We start from the raw sequence: 16,981 nt of genomic DNA on the forward strand, positions 1-16,981 counted from the left end.
CCCGGCACACCGACGTCGACGGACCCCTCCCCGAGGGGTCCGTCGACGTCTTCGAGAGGATGACGACATGAGTTCCCTGTTCACACCGCTGGCCCTGCGCGCGGTCACCCTGCCCAACCGGATCGCCATGGCACCCATGTGCCAGTACTCGGCAGGCCCCGACGGGCTGCCCACCGACTGGCACCTGATCCACCTCGGCACCCGCGCCGTCGGCGGAGCCGGCCTGGTGCTGAGCGAGGCCACCGCCGTGGTGCCCGAGGGGCGGATCAGCCCGCAGGACACCGGGCTGTGGTCCGGCGCCCACGTGGACGCGTGGCGACCGGTGACCGAGTTCGTCGCCGCACACGGCGCGGTGCCGGCCGTGCAGCTCGCGCACGCAGGGTTCAAGGCCTCGACGTACCGGCCGTGGGCACCGGAGCGCGGCGGTGTTCCGGACGACGAGGGCGGCTGGACCCCTGTCGCCCCCGGGTCGGACCCGTTCACCGCCGGCTACCGGACGCCGACCGCGCTCGACGCGGCGGGTGTCGCCGGTGTGGTCGACGCGTTCGCCGCCGCCGCCGAGCGGGCACTGGCCGCCGGGTTCGCCGCCGTGGAGATCCACGCCGCGCACGGCTACCTGCTCAACGAGTTCCTCTCCCCGCTTACCAACCACCGCACCGACGGCTACGGCGGCGACCGGGCCGGCCGGATGCGGCTCACCCTCGAGGTCGCCCGCGCGGTACGCGCCGCCGTCGGCGAGAACGTCCCGGTGCTCACCCGGATCTCCGCCACCGACTGGGTCGAGGGCGGCTGGACGATCGAGGACAGCGTGGTGCTCGCCGGCGAACTGGCAGGTGTCGGCGTGGACCTGGTCGACGCGTCCTCCGGCGGTGTGAGCACGGAACAGCGCATCCCGCTCGGCCCCGGCTACCAGGTGCCGCTGGCCGCCCGGATCCGCCGCGAGGCAGGCGTGCCGAGCGGCGCAGTCGGCCTGATCGTGGAGCCGGAGCACGCCGAGCAGATCATCGCCAGCGGCGACGCCGACCTGGTGCTGCTCGGGCGTGAGCTGCTGCGCGACCCGTACTGGCCGCGCCGGGCCGCCGCGAAGCTCGGAGTCGCGTACACCGGTCCGGCGCAGTACGCCCGCGCCGCCTGATCCCCGCCGGTCGGGCGGCTGCCGTGTCCGGCGGCCGCCCGACCGTCAGCCCGCCAGGTGCGACCAGTCGCCCTCCAGGTCCTGCCACGCGCCCTGAGCCGCGACGGCTCCGCCCAGCAGCACCACCACGTGGTCGGCGCGGACCAGCGCGGCCCGCTTCGCGGTCGACCCGACCACTGTCACCCCGTGTGCCCGCAACGCCTGCCACAACGCCAGCTCGGTGGTGACGTCGAGCGCCGAGGACACGTCGTCGGCGACGAGCAGCTCGGTACGCGGCGCCAGCGCCCGCGCCAACGCCAACCGCTGCAACTGCCCGCCGGAGAGCCGCGTGCCCTTGTGCCCGATGAGCAGACCCAGCCCGCCACCGGCGGCGGTCAGATCGTGGTCGAGCTGGGCGGTGCTCACCGCCCCGGCCGCGTCCACCTGGTGCCCGAGGGCGATGTTGTCGGCGACCGTGCCGGAAAGCACCCGGGGCAGCTGGGCGACGTAGCCGACCTGGTTGGGGCGCAGGAACAGCTCCGGCTCGGTGACCGGGTCGCCGTTCCAGGACAGCTCACCGGTGTGGTGCACGATGCCGGCCAGCGCCCGCAGCAGCGACGACTTGCCCGACCCCACCGGCCCGACGACCAGCACCAACTGTCCCCGTTCGACGGTCAGGTCCACGTCCCGGACGGCGACCGTGCCGTCGGAGTGCACCACGCCGAAGCCGCGCAGCTCCAGCCGGCGCAGCGGGTGGCGGGGCGGTGGCGTCGGCGCGGGGGCCGTCCCGCCGGCCAGGTCGACCGCCGGCACCGCCGCGGAGTACGCGCCCACGCCGGTCATCGCCACCGTACGACGGGTCCAGACCCGCGCGGACGGCAGCTGGGAGATCAACGACGCCGTCGTCCAGGCGAACCAGCGGGCCGCGCCCAGGGTGGACACCGCCACCAGCACCGCCCCGGCGGAGAGCCCGCCGCCCAGGTAGAGCGCCCACGCGCCGATCGGCAACAACCCGCTCGCCATCGACGGTGTGGAACGCGACCACACCTGCACCGAGATCTCCCGCCGTTGCCTGTCGCTGCGCACCGCGTCCAGGTCCGCCAGGTGGCGCAGCACTGCCCCCGTCGCGCCGGCGAGTTTCACCGTCCGCGCCGCGGAGAGCGCCGAGACCAGCGCGGTGGCGAACGCGGCCCGCGCCGTCACCGTCGCCCGGGCTGCACGCTCCAACTTCGGCCCGAAGAGGGTCGCGGCCAGCCCGGAGACGACGATCGTGCCGAGGAAGAACAGCCCCGGTACGACGCTGCCGGTGACCGCCGTCATGGCGACCAGGAACACCAGCGCGACGACCTGGTCCAGCACGTTGTCGGCGAGCTGGACGACCCGCTCGGTGTCCCCGCCCTGTGCCACCACCTCGGCCGGGGTGTGGGAGCTGACCCGGCGCGGCCCGGTCTGGCCGTGCACCAGGCGCAGGCCGATCCGCAGCATCTGCCGCACCCACCAGTGCGGGAACCAGACGTGGGTGTAGAACGGCAGCGGAAGGGTGACCAGCAGTCCGACCACGATCCCCATCGCCGGCAGATAGGGACTACCCCCGTCCACCACGTCGGCCCAGAGCCAGGGCAGCACCGGGCCGTCCAGCCCGAGCAGGCTGAGCCCGAGGAACAGCCCGATCGCGGACATCCCGTACCGGGGATCGTTGAGGCAGAGCCGGAAGATCTCCCGCATCGTCCGGGCCTGCGGCACGGGCGGCAGCGGCGGCGGGTCGGCGCGGGTCGGCCCGACCGGTTCGGGCGACTCGGCAGGCGTGGTCGCCGGCTCGCCCGGCCAGGCGTCGACCGGGTCGGGACCGACCAGCAGGTCGGTACCAGCGCCGGCGCGACCGGTCGGCGCCGACGCGGCGTACGCGGCGGCGTGGCTGGTCGCCAGCAGTTCGGCGAAGCGCGTGGACGTCTCCAGCGGGCCGGCCTCGACCACCGCACCGTCGGCCAGCACCACCACCTCGTCGCAGCGGCGCACCGAGGAGAGCCGGTGCGCGATGACGATGCCGATCCGGTCGCGCAGCAGTCGTTCGGTGGCGCGCTGCACCCGCGCCTCGGTCACCGGATCCAACCGGGCAGTGGCCTCGTCGAGGATCACCACGTGCGGGTCCCGCACCAGGATCCGGGCGAACGCCACCAACTGCTCCTGCCCTGCGGAGAGAACGTGACCGCCCTCCCCCAACCGGGTCGCCAGTCCCTGCGGCAGCTCGGCGATCCAGCCGGCCAGGCCCAGCTCGTCAAGTGCGCGGGCGGCGGCGTCGAGCAGGTCCGGGTCGAAGAGCGCCACGTTCTCGGCGAGCGTGCCGGCCAGGATCTCGGTGCGCTGCGGCACGAGCGCCACCCAGCGGCGCAACTGCTCGACGTCGAGATCACACAGGTCGGTGCCGCCGAGGAAGACAGTTCCCGGTGGCACGTCGACCGCCCGGGTGAGCACCTTCGCCAGTGTCGACTTGCCCGAACCGGTCCGCCCGATCAGCGCGTACGAGCGGCCCCGCGCGAAGGTCAGGCTGAGCCCGCGCAGGGCGGCACCCCGTCCACTCTCCGGGCCGCTGACCTCGTACTCGAACGTCAGGTCGCGGATGCGCAGGTCACCCGAGGTGGGGCTGGCTCCGCCGACGGGTTCCTGCCGGGCCTGCTGGAGCAACCGCACCCGGGCCCACGCCCCGAGGGCCTCCTGGATCTCCGGCACCATCCGGCTGACGTGCTCCGCGGTGGCCCCGAAGGCCAGGGCGAGCAGCCAGATGCCGGTGAGCCGGGCGGCGTCGATCCGGCCGGTGGCAAGGGCCCAGGCCCCGCCGAGCACCACCGCGCCGATGCCACCCCGGATCGTCGCGGTGGCGATCGTGGCCACCCGGGCCGACATCACCCAGACCCGGTTGCCCCGGGACAGCACGGCGGCGGCGCGGCGGGCGTACAGCCGCAGGACGTACGGCCGGGCCAGGCTGGTCCGTACGTCGTCCTGGCCGTGCACCGCCTCCTCCATCACCGCGGCCAGGTCCGACCACGCCTCCTCCTCGGCCATCCGGGCCGGGCCGATCCGTGCCGTGGGCCGCCGCAACCCGACCGCGAGCACCACTGTGAGCAGCAGCATCGCGATCCCGGCCGGCCACCACACGGCCAACGCGACGACCATCGACAGCAGCCCGACGCAGAGCCCCTGCGCGAGCCGGGTGCCCTGGTTACGGATCGCCGCCGCCACCTGGTAGACGTCACCGTCGATGCGGTCGAGCATCTCGCCCACCGGGGTGGTCTCCAGCGCGGGCAGGTCCTGCCCGAGGGCCACCCGGCAGAGTCGACGGCGTACGTCGGCCGACCAGTCGGCGGTCAGACCGGCCATCAGCAGGCTCACCACGAAGTCGCTGAGCACCACGGCGACAAGCGCCGCGGCCAGCACGGCGAAGAAGCCGGCCGAGCGGTGCACCAGCACCGCGCCGGCCAGCGCCGACGCGCCTGCCTGACCGGCGGCACCGAGCACGATGAGGACGGCCACTACCGTCATCCGGCGCGGCGAGGTGCCCCACATATCTCGGAGCAGGCGCATGGAGAGTCCCTCCGGACGTGGGTGGCTGAGCACCCAGCCTGCCGGCAGCAGCCCTGTCCGCTCAACCGAATTACCCGCTCTGAGCAGGACTTCCGATCACGTCTGGGCGACCCGGCGGACGATGCCGAGCAGCGCTTCCTGCACGTCGGAGATGGGCCTGTCGGGCTGGAACACCAGCCAGTCCACGGCCACCACCAGGCCCACGCCGAACAGCGCGGAGGAGGCGGTCGGCACGTCCAGATCGGCCGGTAGGTCGCCGCTGTCCACTCCGGCCCGTACCGTCTCGGCGATCACCTCGATCGCCTCGCCGCGCGGCAGCCGCAACGTCTGCTGCCACTCCCTTTTCGTCCGCCACATTTCCGACAACAGCAGCTGGGCGAACGCCCGGTACCGGCGGATGTACTCCAACTCGGCGCGGACGAGGGCCGCCAGCGCGGCGCGGGGCGGGGCGGCATAGGTCGCTCCCCGCCCGGACGGGACACTCGGATCACTTGATCCTGATCAACCCACCTGACCAGACGCTCCCCGGTCTACGTCCCCGGCCCCCGTGGCGCCCCAGCCAGGTCAAGGAGGCCTCCAGGGCCTGCGGGCTGGCGGTCGACTTCATATCGGCGATGTGGCGGCATCCAGGTCGCCCCGACAGCCCCAGATCGCCGATATGAAGTCGATCAACCTTGACCGCCCCAGACCGCGCGGTGCCGGTGTCGCCGGATGGGAACTTTGTCCGGTCTGGGTTGTGACCGGTCGCACCGGTGCGCCGGAATGGTGGCCGGCCGGGGGTCGTTACACACCCTGACGATCGCAGGACCACGGCTCATCGCCCGGCCCCACTGCCCGGCCTGCCCGCTCGTTGCAGACCCCCCAGGCACCGCAAGATGTGGGTGCCACCGGATGGGCCGCCGCCAGGAATGACCCCGGTTGGCCGGTCGTTGCAGACCCCCGGCACCGCCTCGATGCGGTGCCGCCGGCCCCGGAATGACCCCGGTCCGCCGGTCGTTACACAGACCCCCAGGCACCGCCGAAATGTGGGTGCCGCCGGATGGGCCACCCCGGAATGACCCCGGCCCCCGGTTGGTTACACACAGACCCGGCGCCGCGAGCCCCCGCTCGCAGGCCGCCGACCTTCCTCAAGACTTTGTGCAGCGCCGGACGAGGTGCTCACACCCGGCTTGTCACGCGGGTGTTTCCTACCCCCGAAGGAGCTACCCCCATGAACACGATCATGCGCAAGAGTGTGCTGTCCGTTGCTGGTCTGGCCTTCGCCGGTGGCGTCTTCGCCGGCCCGGTCGCCGCCCACGCCGCGACCCCGGTCGACGCCAAGCCCGCCGCGGTGCAGGTGGCCGCGCCGAAGCCGCAGGGCGACCAGTCGCACATCACCCTGAACGACGAGCAGACCGCGAACGTCAAGGCGATCATCGCCGCGACGAAGAAGGCAGGCCTACCCGAACGCGCCGCGGTCATCTCGATCGCCACGAGTCTGCAGGAGTCGAAGTTGGAGAACCTGGGCCACCTCGGCGACCGCAATGACCACGACTCGTTGGGCCTGTTCCAGCAGCGCCCGTCCAGTGGTTGGGGTACGCCGGAGCAGATCACCGACCCCGACTACTCCACCACCGCCTTCCTCAAGGGTCTCAAGCAGGTCGACGGCTGGCAGGACATGGCGCTGACCGACGCCGCGCAGACCGTGCAGGTCTCGGCCTACCCGGACGCCTACGCCCAGTGGGAGCAGCAGGCCACCGACCTCGTCGCCCAGCACTGGAACAGCTGACCCCGTGAAACAACCGAATGGCCGGCACCCCGGACAACGGGGTGCCGGCCATTCGGCTTGCGGTCAGAAGAGGACCGTGGCCAGGGTGCCTACCGGCTGGAAGCCGCAGCGTTCGTAGACCCGGCGGGCCGGAAGGTTGAAGTCGTTGACGTACAGGCTGACGGTCGGGGCGACCCGCAGCAGCGCGTCGCGGACGACGGCGGCCATGGCCGCGGTGGCGATGCCTCGGCCCCGCCACTCCGGGGCCACCCAGACGCCCTGCACCTGCGCGGTCCGCTTGGTCACCACGGCCAGCTCGGCCTTGAACACGACCTTGCCGTCGACGAACCGGGCGTACGCCCGACCGGCCCGGACCAGGTCGTTGACCCGGCGGCGGTAGCTGCGCCCGGCGTCTTCGACCAGGGGCGAGACTCCCACTTCCTCGGTGTACATCGCCACGGCGGCCGGGAAGAGCCTGTCGACCTCACCGGCGCGGACCTGGCGTACCTCCGGGTCGGCCGGTGCGGGTGGCAGCGTGTCGGTGGCCAGCAGCGGCTGGTTGGGGCGGATGTCCCGCGCTGGCCCCCACGTGTCGGAGAGTCGGTCCCACAGTCCGAGGACGGCGTCGGCGCGACCGACGATGGAGGAGCAGAGCCGTTCCTCGCCGGCGAGCAGGTCGGCGAAGGCGGCCACCGCGGCGTCGGTGGCGAGGATCGGGGTGAGGTTGCCGCCGAGCCAGCAGAGCGATTCGAGGTTGCGTCGGGCTCCGTACCCCAGGATCCTGCCCTCGGCCCGCCACCAGGACAGTCCGCGCGCGGCGATCCGCTCGGCGACCTGCGCGCCCGCGAACGGGTCCAGGTCGAGCAGTCGCTCGACCGCGCGGCGCTCCGATTCTCCCAGTTGGCGTACCGGCACCGTCAGCACGACTACCAGCCTGCCAGATCGACCCCGCCCCTCGCCGGCTGAGTGGCGAGCTCGACGCAGCCGGCGGGCAAGTCGACGCGAAGACTTGTCGGCGATGCATTGCCGATATATCTTTGATGCATCAGCGACAGTACGACGAGAGGGAGAACCCGATGCGGTTCCACCGACAGCACCACCCGATGCACGAGGGACGGATGCGCGGCTTCGGCTTCCCGCCGGTCCCGCCCGGCCCGCACGGCCACGGCCACGAGCGCGGACACGGCGGCCCCTGGGGCGGCCGGGGCCGTGGACGGGGTCGGGGTCGACGCCCCAACGTCCGGGCAGCCGTGCTGGCTCTGCTCACCGAGCGGCCGATGCACGGCTACGAGATGATCCAGGAGATCGACTCCCGCACCGGCGGTGCGTGGCGGCCGAGCCCGGGGTCGATCTACCCCACCCTCCAACTGCTGGAGGACGAGGGTGTGATCGCCGCCAGCACTGAGGAGTCCAGCGGCGGGCGCAAGCGGTTCACTGTCACCGAGGCCGGGCAGGCGGAGGCCACCGAGGCCGCGCAGACCCCCGCGTGGGCGGACGTCGCCCAAGGTTCGGTGAGCAGCTGGCACGACATCCGCGACTCCGGCGCGCAGGCGATGAACGCCCTGCGTCAGGTCATGATGAACGGCACCGACGACCAGCGTGAGCGGGCCGCCCAGGTGCTCGACGAGACCCGGCGCAAGCTGTACGCGATCCTCGCCGAATCCGAGTGACGGCCGGCAGCACCACGCCGGGCACCCGCGACAGCGGCAGCACCACGCCGAAAACCACGAAAGCGGCCGTCTCCCCGATGGGAGCCGGCCGCTTTCTCCGTGTGAAGGTCAGTGCACGGTGACGGTCGGGCCGGTGACCAGGCCGCGCAGCTCCTCGGGAAGCTCGGCGCCCATCTCGTCGGCGATCCGCAGCGCCTCCTCGATCAGCGTCTCCACGATCTGCGCCTCGGGGACCGTCTTGACGACCTGCCCCTTGACGAAGATCTGGCCCTTGCCGTTGCCGGAGGCGACACCGAGGTCGGCCTCGCGGGCCTCGCCCGGGCCGTTGACGACGCAGCCCATGACGGCCACCCGAAGCGGCACCGGCAGGCCTTCCAGACCGGCGGTGACCTCCTCGGCGAGCTTGTAGACGTCCACCTGGGCGCGGCCGCAGGACGGGCAGGAGACGATCTCCAGGCCGCGCTCGCGCAGACCCAGGGACTCCAGGATCTGGTTGCCGACCTTGATCTCCTCGACCGGCGGGGCGGACAGCGACACCCGGATGGTGTCGCCGATGCCCTCGGCGAGCAGGGCTCCGAAGGCGACAGCCGACTTGATGGTGCCCTGGAAGGCCGGGCCGGCCTCGGTGACACCCAGGTGCAGCGGGTAGTCGCACTGCTCGGCGAGCTGCCGGTACGCCCGGATCATCACGACCGGGTCGTTGTGCTTGACCGAGATCTTGATGTCGCGGAAGCCGTGCTCCTCGAACAGCGAGCACTCCCACAGCGCCGACTCGACGAGCGCCTCGGCGGTGGCCTTGCCGTACTTGGACAGCAGCCGCTTGTCCAGCGAACCGGCGTTGACGCCGATCCGGATCGGCACGCCCGCGTCGCCGGCGGCCCTGGCGATCTCCTTGACCTTGTCGTCGAACTGGCGGATGTTGCCCGGGTTGACCCGGACGGCCGCGCAGCCGGCGTCGATGGCGGCGAAGACGTACTTGGGCTGGAAGTGGATGTCGGCGATGACCGGGATCTGCGACTTCTTGGCGATCGCGGGCAGGGCTTCGACGTCGTCCTGGGACGGCACCGCCACCCGGACGATCTGGCAGCCGGACGCGGTCAGCTCGGCGATCTGCTGGAGCGTGGCGTTGACGTCGGAGGTGAGGGTGGTGGTCATCGACTGCACGGACACCGGCGCACCACCGCCGACCGGCACCGAACCGACCATGATCTGGCGGCTGGCCCGGCGGGGCGCGAGCGGCGGGGGCGGTACGGCCGGCATACCGAGACTGATTGCGGTCACTTCAGCACTCACCTTGGGAAGAGCGTGATCGGGTTGACGACGTCAGCGGTGATGGTCAGCAGCGTGAACACGCCACCGATCAGGATCACCACGTACGTGAAGGGCATCAGCTTGAGGTAGTCGACGCGGCCGGGGTCGGCGCGGCCGATCTTCGCGTACAGCCAGGAGCGTGCCCGTTCGAACCAGGCGATGGCGATGTGGCCGCCGTCGAGTGGGAGCAGCGGCAGCAGGTTGAACACGCCGATGAAGAAGTTCAGCGAGATGAACAGCGTCACGAACAGCAGCCACGCCTTGTTGGCGAACGCCTCACCGCCGAGGCGGCTGGCGCCGACGACGCTGATCGGGGTGTCGACGTCCCGTTCGCCGCCGGTGATGGCGGTCCACAGGGCGGGCACCTTCTGCGGCAGTCGCTGCAACGCCTGGACGGTGCCGACGGCCAGTTCACGGGTGAAGTCGGCGGTGGCGCCGAACGCCTCGCCCGGACTGTAGGTGATCCGGGTCGGGGTGGTGGGGACGAGCGCCACGCCGAGCGCGGCGACGGGGGCGACGGCGCCCTTCGGGTCGTCGAGCGGCGGCCGCTGGGTCTGCGCGAGCACCGTGCTGGTCTCGCCGGGCTGCCCGTCGCGGACGTACCCGATCTTCGCGGTCTCGCCCGGCTTGAGGCCGCGCAGGGCGGCGAGCATCTCGCCGTAGTTGTTGATCGGCGCACCGTTGAGCGAGGTGATCCGGTCGCCGTCGCGCAGTTGCGCCTGTGCGGCGGGGCTGGCGGCGTCGCCGGGGGCGCAGGCCCGCGGGGCGCTGTCGGGGACCACGCAGTCGGACAGCGCGATCACCGCCGGCTCCTGGCGGATCTCCGCGTCGGTGGTGGGGAAGTTCTGGTTGGGCAGGCCCAGGGACACGGCGGCGATCCAGATGGCGATCAGCGCCAGCGCGAAGTGGGTGATCGAGCCAGCGGACATGACGATCGTCCGCTTCCAGACCGGATAGCGCCACATCGCGCGCGGCTCGTCGGCCGGGTCGACGTCGTCGTCCTGCGCGGTCATCCCGACGATCTTGCAGAAGCCACCGAGCGGAATGCCCTTGATGCCGTACTCCGTCTCGCCCCGCTTGAAGGACCAGAGGGTCGGGCCGAAGCCGACGAAGTACTTGGTGACCTTCATCCCGAACGCCTTGGCGGTCACCATGTGACCGGCTTCGTGCAGGCTCACCGAGACGAGAATTGCCAGGGCGAAGAGCGCCACCCCGAGCAGGTTAGCCATCAAGCTCCTTCCACCGAACCCGCGATGATCTCCTGCGCGTGCGCGCGTGCCCACGACTCGGCCGCGAGCACGTCCTCGACGGTACCTGGTTCGGCGAAGTCCGGAGCGTCCTCCAAGACCCGTTCGAGGGTGTCGACGATCCCCAGGAACGGCAGCCGGCCCGCCACGAACGCCGCCACGCACTCCTCGTTCGCCGCGTTGTAGATCGCCGGGCGGCAGCGTCCGGCCTCCCCTGCGGCCTTCGCGAGGGCGACGGCCGGGAACGCCTCGTCGTCGAGCGGCGCGAACTCCCAGGTGTGCGCGGCCGTCCAGTCGACGGCCGCGGCGGCCTCGGGCACCCGGTCCGGCCAGCCGATGCCCAGCGCGATGGGCAGCCGCATGTCCGGTGGGCTGGCCTGGGCGATCGTCGACCCATCGACGAACTCGACCATCGAGTGGATCACCGACTGCGGGTGCACCATCACGGCGATGTCGGCGTAGGGCACGTCGAACAGTTCGTGCGCCTCGATCACCTCAAGCGCCTTGTTGACCATGGTCGCCGAGTTGATCGTGACGACCGGTCCCATGTTCCAGGTCGGGTGCGCGAGGGCCTGCTCGGGCGTGACCTGCGTCAACTCGTCGCGCCGCCGACCCCGGAACGGGCCGCCGCTGGCCGTGACGACCAGCCGGCGGACCTCACCGCGCGACCCGGACCGCAGGCACTGGGCCAGCGCCGAGTGCTCCGAGTCGACCGGGACGATCTGCCCCGGCCGCGTCACAGCGGCCTTGACCAGCGGGCCGCCGGCCACGAGGGACTCCTTGTTGGCAAGCGCGAGGGTACGACCACAGCGCAGCGCGGCAAGCGTAGGAGCGAGGCCCAGCGAGCCGACCACACCGTTGAGCACGATGTCGCACGGCCACTGGGCCAACTCGGTCATCGCGTCGGGGCCGGCCACGATCTTGGGGAGTTTGAAGTCGCCGGTGGCCCAGCCGCGCCGGCTCGCCTCGGCGTAGAAGGCGAGTTGCAGGTCCTGCGCGGCGGACGCCTTGGCCACCCCGACGGCCTCGACGCCCAGCTCCAGGGCCTGGGTGGCGAGCAGCTCGACGTTGCCGCCGCCCGCACCCACCGCGACCACCCGGAACCGGTCCGGGTTGCGCCTGACGATGTCGATGGCCTGCGTGCCTATCGAACCGGTGGACCCGAGCAGGACGAGGTCGCGGGGGGAAGTCACCAGGCCATTCTTCCCCACCGTCGCTGCACGCCCGCTGGGAGCCTCAGCCCTCCCCGCCCGGCTCGTCGGGTGCCGCCTCCTCGCCGAGCAGGTCGGCCGGATCGATGGAGAACTCGAACGGCTCCCGCATGACGAAGCGCGTCCCGGCCGCAGCGGCTGCCACCGGCCGGTACTCCCCCTCGGTCAGCTCGTACAGCGCGATGGTGGGGACCCGATTGCGCAGGTCGACCCGGAGGAAGAACGGCACTCCGGCGGCGGCGTACTCACGCGGGCGGTCGATGATGTCCTTGCGCCGGTTCCGGGGAGAGACGATCTCCCCGAGAAGCACGGCGTGCCCGATGTCCATCGTCGTTCGACCGCCGCCCGGAGCGTCGAGGATGACGATGTCCGGGATGAACAGGTCCTGGCCTGCCACGATGTTCGTCTCAAGGTAGAGCCACAACTTGGCCCGACGGGCTGCCTGCTTGAGGTGGAACGCGAGATCCAGCTCCGCGTCCTGGTGGTCGTACCCGGCATGTGGTGTCACGATCACGCTTCCGCTCAGGACCTCAACCTTGGGGCCGTTGGTCTCTGGCAACAGGTCGAGGGCGAGCTGCGCAGTCCACGGCTCGTCGTGCCACCGCAGGACGTCGAACGACGGTTCGGTGTGCTGCGGCGCCGGCTCCGGCGCGAACGCTGCCTGGGCCATCCGGGCTCACCCCCTCAGCGGACAATCCTGCTCAACTCAGCCTAGCCACCGCAGCCCCAGATGTGCGTCATCGCACACCCAGTGCGTTAGCGCGCCCAGATCCTCGACCCGAAAGGAGAGGACGGTCGCGAAACCGGACAGCAGCTCCGGACTCAGTTCCCTACGACCGTGGCCCACCACCTGAATGGTCGCCGCCGACAAATGCCCGATTCCGGGGCAACGCCCGCCGCCCGATCGCGCAGCGGCCGGCGCAGCACCGCCTCGCCCAGCGTCGAAGAGACCTTCGTGGATGACCAGACGACAGCTCGGGGCGGCCGCTCGGGTGAGCGATATACCTCCGGGTCATATCTATACCTGTGCGGTATAGCGCTCACCGAGAGGTCGCCGCCCGGACGGAAGGACCAGGGGCCCTGTTTCTGTGACGCCAGAACCGACGGCGCGGGGCGCGCTGCCCGCCACGGAGGTCGGGGTGTCCGCGACGTGCGGACACCCCGACCCCACTGAAGCTGTGTCGATCAGGGAGTGATGACGAACTGCGATCCCGGCTGGATGACGACGTTGCCGTCTGCCGAGTTGGTGATGGTGACGTTCGTCAGGGTGGCGTTGCCGCGTGCGCCGCTCATCGCGAGGATGCCGGCGCCGTTGTTCGACCTGTCGATCCGTACGTTGGTGATGGCGACGTTCGGCATGTTGCCGCCGCCGTTCTTGAACTGGATGCCGTCGTACGTCGAGTCGATGATGTCGGTGTCCCGGATGGTGACGCCGACGATGTCCCTGGTGGCGGGGAAGAGGGTGATGGCACCGAACTCCTGGTCCTCGTTCCAGAACGCGCCGCCGGTGCGGTAGAGCCCGTTGTTGGCGATCAGCGTCGTGCCGGAGAACGGCAGCGGGTCGTGGTCGGTCGCCAGCATGATGCCCGGGTAGTTCGCGGTGTCGTAGATCAGGTTGTTCTCGATCGAGTTGTCGTAGCCGCCGTAGATGGCGATGCCGTTCGCCCGCCAGGGCAACTGGATGGTGTTGTTGACGAAGTGGTTGTCGTGCGCGATGTCGACGTTGCGGTCCTTGACGTACGGGTTGGCCCAGACCGCGAGCGCGTCGTCGCCGGTGGTCCGGAAGGACGAGTTGAACACCCGCGAGTTGCGCGTGCCGTTGCTGAAGTTGATGCCGTCGGCGTACGTGTCGCGGATCCGCATCCCGGTGAACTCCAGCCCGTCGGCCGGCCCCCACAGCTCGGGGATGTTGTCGTAGTCGCGGCCCACCCAGACGCCCACGTTGGCGTGCTCGATCCAGACGTTGCTGATCTTCGTGCCGGTGCCGAAGCGACCGTTCAGACCGACCCCACCCTCGGCGTTGCCGTCACCGCCGCGGATCCGGCCGGAGCCGAAGATGGCGATGTCGGAGATCTGGGTGTTCTTGTCGATGTCGAAGCCGAAGTTGCCCTCGTGCGGGTGGTTGATGCCGCCCACCACGTTCTGCGGCTCGCTGAGCGTGTAGAGCTGCGAGTGCCACATGCCGGCGCCCCGGATCGTGACGTTGCTGATGCCTACCTGGTTGTGCGTACCCCGGTTCAGTGGGTCGTCGGTCAGGATCTTCTGCTCCTGCCGCCACTGCCCGGCGGGGATCCACACGCAGCTGATGACGCCGTTCTGGTCGTCGGTCACCGCCCGCTGGATGGCGGCGGTGTCGTCGATCCCGTCGTTGGGGACCGCGCCGTACTGGGTGATCGAGGTGCAGCCCGCGGGCTGGCTGGCGGGTGGCGCCACCTGCTCCAGGTCGATCATGTCGATGACGTAGAAGGAGGCGGTGTCACCGGCGTCGCGCTGCAACCTGAACCGGGTGCCGGCCGGGTACGACTGCGCCAGCAGCGCGTTCGACTCGTCGAAGAGTCGTCGGGCGTCGGCCTGGGGTGTGTTGGTGAGCGCCTCCGGCCCGTCGGTGTTGCCGTAGAGCCAGCTGTGCTTCGACGACAGGGTCAGCTTCCGGGAGAAGACGTCGTTGACGTACAGGCTGATCGTCGCCTCGATGCCGCCGCCACCTGGCGCGTCCGGGATGGAGTTCCGGACCACTATGGCGTTGGCCTGGTTGGCCGAGGTGACCTCGACGAACTGGCCGGTGCTGGTGAGCCGTACCGACTTGCGGCCCGAGGACTCGCTCGCGAAGTTGGTGTGCCCGAAGGTGCGCAGCGGGTCGGCCTCCAGCAGCGTGCCCTGGTAACGGCCGGCCTCCGCCTCGTACGAGACGTACGGGACCGCCGCGCCGCGCCCGACCACGATTGACTGACTCAACGCGTTGTTGGTCTCGTTGGTCTCGGCGACCACGTTCGTGGCGTCGGCGGTGGCGGTGATGGTCGCGCCGCCGCTGGTGGCGGTCCAGCTGCCGCTGACCGCCACGGTGACCGTCGCGCCGGCGGCGATCGAGGCGGTGGTCGTGTTGAGCGTGGTGCCGCCCACCACCAGCCGGGTGACGGTGGTCGCACCGGTCGCGGTGGTGCCCCGGTTGCGGACGGCCACGGTGAAGGTGACCGAGGCCCCGACGGCCGGGTTCGGCGGGTTGGAGGCGATGCCGAGCACCTGGAGATCCGGGCCCGGGGCCTGCGCCACCACCAGCGGCGAAGCCGCCGTGAAGCTGTTGTTGCCGTTGTCCTGCTCGACGATCGTGTTGGCCGGGTCGACCACCGCCGAGACGGCGTAGCTGCCCATCGGCCGTGTACCGGCGTTTAACGACACGGTGGTCGACGCGCCCGCGGCGAGCGCGCCCACCGTGGCGCTGCCGACGACCGTGCCGGCCAGGCTGAAGTTGACCGTGGTGGCGCCGGCGGTGGCCGAGCCGACGTTCCGCACGACGGCCGAGAGCGTGACCGGGGAGACCTCGCTGGGAGACGTGGGCGACCAGGTCACCGAGCTGACGACCAGGTCCGGGTTGGGTGCCGGCGTGCCGCACACCTCAAGCTCGGCGACCTGGCCGGACGGGGCGCCGGTGTTGCCGGTGAACCGCAGCTGCACGTCAGCGGTGGTCGCGCTGACTCCGATGGTCACCGTGTTGACGCCCTGGACGAACTGGTAGGACGCCGGCGACACCAGGCTGGTGTACGTGGACGACGCCTGGTCCCGGCCGAGGACACCGATGGTCTGGGTACGGGTGCCCCAGGCCGGGTCCGGGTTGAGCTTGACCGTGACGCCGGAGATGGAGTGGTTCGCGCCCAGCGCCACTGTCAGGTTCTGCGGGTAGCTCGCCGCGCCCTCCCAGTAGGTGCCGAGCTGCCCGTCGTTCGCCTTGTCCGGGGTGAAGGTGAAGGTGGAGCCGCTCGCCGTCATGCTCTTGCCCTGCGCCACGTTGGTGCAGGCGGGCGGGTTGCCGCCGGTCCGGGTGACGGTGTTGCTGTTGCCGGACAGGTTGCCCGCGCCGTCGCGGGCGCGGACGTAGTAGGACACGGTCGCGGTGACCGGCTGGCTGTCCTGGTACGTGAGGACGGTGCCCAGCGTGGCGATCAGGTTGCCGCCCCGGTAGACGTTGTAGCCGGCCAGCCCACTGCCACCGGAGTCGGTGGAGGCACCCCAGGTGAGCGTGATCGTGCTGCCCGACGTGCTCTGGGACAGCGTGCCGGGCACGCTCGGCGCGGTGGTGTCGGGGGTGGTGCCGCCGCTGCCGTACACCTCCAGCTCGGAGAGCTGCCCGGCCGGCCAGCCGCTGTTGGCGGTGATGGTGATCCGGACGTACCGGGTGGAGGTCGCGTCGAAGGTGATCGTGGCGGTGTTGCCGCTCGCCGGGTTGAAGCTGTACGTCTGCGACCCGACCAGGTCGGTGAACGACGAACCGTCGGCGCTGCCGCGCACGCTCAACGTCTGCGTCCGGGTGGCCCACCCCGAGGTCGGCAGCTTCAGCACGACCTGGTTGACGGACTGCGACGAGCCGAGATCGACCTGCACCCACTGCGGGAACGAGTTGTTGACGCTCTCCCAGTAGCTGCCCGCGTTGCCGTCGACGACCCTCGACGAGTCGTAGACGTCGGCGTGGCCGCTCTCCTGGGTGGGACGGCCCTGGGCGAGGTTGGTGGCTGCCGGGGCGAACCCGGCGGCCGGTGCGGCTGCCGGGTCGGCGGGGCGGGCGGAGGCCGGGCTCGCGACGGCGGTCGCCCCGGCCGTGGCGATCAGAGCGGTGGCGGCCATGGCCGCCACCGTTCTGAACAGATGCGTTCGTCTCATCACTGTCCTTGTCGTCGGGGGACGGTTGCCGCGGCGGCTTGACCACGGGGCGGGGTGCGGCGGTGCGCCGGCCGACGGACGCGGGCCGGTGTCGAGAGAGATGGGGCTGCACGGCCCGTTGAAAGTTCCGAACCCGTGCGAGAAATCGTGCACGTCTTTGTCAAAATCTTGCGTGACTTTGGCCAAAGGTTACTAACGTGCTACGGGAGCGTCAACACTTCGACAGCCGT

Annotated in this window: 10 protein-coding genes and 1 pseudogene; 3 read left to right on the plus strand and 8 right to left on the minus strand. The window is 71.1% G+C overall.

The features are described from left to right. Positions 1 to 67 precede the first annotated feature (67 nt). A complete protein-coding gene (locus tag AB0N27_RS10950; RefSeq protein ID WP_364366732.1) occupies positions 68 to 1,135 on the plus strand; it encodes an NADH:flavin oxidoreductase/NADH oxidase in 1,068 nt (355 codons plus the stop codon). A gap of 45 nt (positions 1,136 to 1,180) precedes the next feature. Here the strand turns inward: AB0N27_RS10950 and AB0N27_RS10955 are convergent, their stop codons facing one another. Together AB0N27_RS10955 and AB0N27_RS10960 are read right to left on the minus strand one after the other, a co-directional pair. Continuing rightward, complete coding sequence (locus tag AB0N27_RS10955; protein ID WP_364366735.1) at positions 1,181 to 4,693, minus strand: ABC transporter ATP-binding protein; 3,513 nt, start codon at positions 4,691 to 4,693, stop codon at positions 1,181 to 1,183. A 96-nt stretch (positions 4,694 to 4,789) separates the two neighbouring features. Beyond that, positions 4,790 to 5,131, minus strand: a pseudogene (locus AB0N27_RS10960) (TetR/AcrR family transcriptional regulator); the annotation flags it as partial. A 772-nt stretch (positions 5,132 to 5,903) separates the two neighbouring features. On the opposite strand from AB0N27_RS10960, the gene AB0N27_RS10965 reads away from it, so the two are divergent. Further along, complete coding sequence (locus tag AB0N27_RS10965) at positions 5,904 to 6,461, plus strand: hypothetical protein (protein ID WP_364366738.1); 558 nt, start codon at positions 5,904 to 5,906, stop codon at positions 6,459 to 6,461. Positions 6,462 to 6,524: 63 nt separating this feature from the next. On the opposite strand, the gene AB0N27_RS10970 is transcribed toward AB0N27_RS10965, so the two are convergent. After that, complete coding sequence (locus AB0N27_RS10970) at positions 6,525 to 7,364, minus strand: GNAT family N-acetyltransferase (protein WP_364366741.1); 840 nt, start codon at positions 7,362 to 7,364, stop codon at positions 6,525 to 6,527. A gap of 152 nt (positions 7,365 to 7,516) precedes the next feature. Here AB0N27_RS10970 and AB0N27_RS10975 point away from each other — a divergent pair, with 152 nt between their 5' ends. Continuing rightward, positions 7,517 to 8,110 (plus strand): PadR family transcriptional regulator, encoded by a 594-nt coding sequence (locus tag AB0N27_RS10975; RefSeq protein ID WP_364366744.1) that lies wholly within the window; start codon positions 7,517 to 7,519, stop codon positions 8,108 to 8,110. A gap of 108 nt (positions 8,111 to 8,218) precedes the next feature. On the opposite strand, the gene ispG is transcribed toward AB0N27_RS10975, so the two are convergent. The 5 genes from ispG to AB0N27_RS11000 all read right to left on the minus strand — a co-directional run bounded on the left by ispG (position 8,219) and on the right by AB0N27_RS11000 (position 16,715). Next, complete coding sequence (gene ispG / locus AB0N27_RS10980) at positions 8,219 to 9,391, minus strand: flavodoxin-dependent (E)-4-hydroxy-3-methylbut-2-enyl-diphosphate synthase (RefSeq protein WP_130408231.1); 1,173 nt, start codon at positions 9,389 to 9,391, stop codon at positions 8,219 to 8,221. Positions 9,392 to 9,399: 8 nt separating this feature from the next. Further along, the gene (locus tag AB0N27_RS10985; protein ID WP_364366748.1) at positions 9,400 to 10,650 is read right to left on the minus strand and encodes a site-2 protease family protein; all 1,251 of its coding nucleotides are present in this window, start codon (positions 10,648 to 10,650) and stop codon (positions 9,400 to 9,402) included. Beyond that, positions 10,650 to 11,861 (minus strand): 1-deoxy-D-xylulose-5-phosphate reductoisomerase, encoded by a 1,212-nt coding sequence (gene dxr / locus AB0N27_RS10990; RefSeq protein WP_364366751.1) that lies wholly within the window; start codon positions 11,859 to 11,861, stop codon positions 10,650 to 10,652. Before dxr ends, AB0N27_RS10985 begins: the two co-directional genes overlap by 1 nt. Positions 11,862 to 11,904: 43 nt before the next feature. After that, the gene (locus tag AB0N27_RS10995; protein WP_364366754.1) at positions 11,905 to 12,549 is read right to left on the minus strand and encodes a Uma2 family endonuclease; all 645 of its coding nucleotides are present in this window, start codon (positions 12,547 to 12,549) and stop codon (positions 11,905 to 11,907) included. Positions 12,550 to 13,064: 515 nt separating this feature from the next. After that, on the minus strand, positions 13,065 to 16,715 hold the full coding sequence (locus AB0N27_RS11000; RefSeq protein ID WP_364366757.1) for a CARDB domain-containing protein: 3,651 nt from the start codon (positions 16,713 to 16,715) through the stop codon (positions 13,065 to 13,067). Between the last annotated feature and the right edge of the window lie 266 nt (positions 16,716 to 16,981).

This window comes from Micromonospora sp. NPDC093244 (genome assembly GCF_040683695.1).
Classification (GTDB): domain Bacteria; phylum Actinomycetota; class Actinomycetes; order Mycobacteriales; family Micromonosporaceae; genus Micromonospora.

Bases quoted from the DNA above. Each gene is read 5' to 3' on its own strand.
- AB0N27_RS10985 (WP_364366748.1), bottom strand. From the start codon at position 10,650: ATGGCTAACCTGCTCGGGGTGGCGCTCTTCGCCCTGGCAATTCTCGTC.
- AB0N27_RS10975 (WP_364366744.1), top strand. From the start codon at position 7,517: ATGCGGTTCCACCGACAGCACCACCCGATGCACGAGGGACGGATGCGC.
- AB0N27_RS10950 (WP_364366732.1), top strand. From the start codon at position 68: ATGAGTTCCCTGTTCACACCGCTGGCCCTGCGCGCGGTCACCCTGCCC.
- AB0N27_RS10995 (WP_364366754.1), bottom strand. From the start codon at position 12,549: ATGGCCCAGGCAGCGTTCGCGCCGGAGCCGGCGCCGCAGCACACCGAA.
- AB0N27_RS10965 (WP_364366738.1), top strand. From the start codon at position 5,904: ATGAACACGATCATGCGCAAGAGTGTGCTGTCCGTTGCTGGTCTGGCC.
- AB0N27_RS10955 (WP_364366735.1), bottom strand. From the start codon at position 4,693: ATGCGCCTGCTCCGAGATATGTGGGGCACCTCGCCGCGCCGGATGACG.
- AB0N27_RS11000 (WP_364366757.1), bottom strand. From the start codon at position 16,715: ATGGCCGCCACCGCTCTGATCGCCACGGCCGGGGCGACCGCCGTCGCG.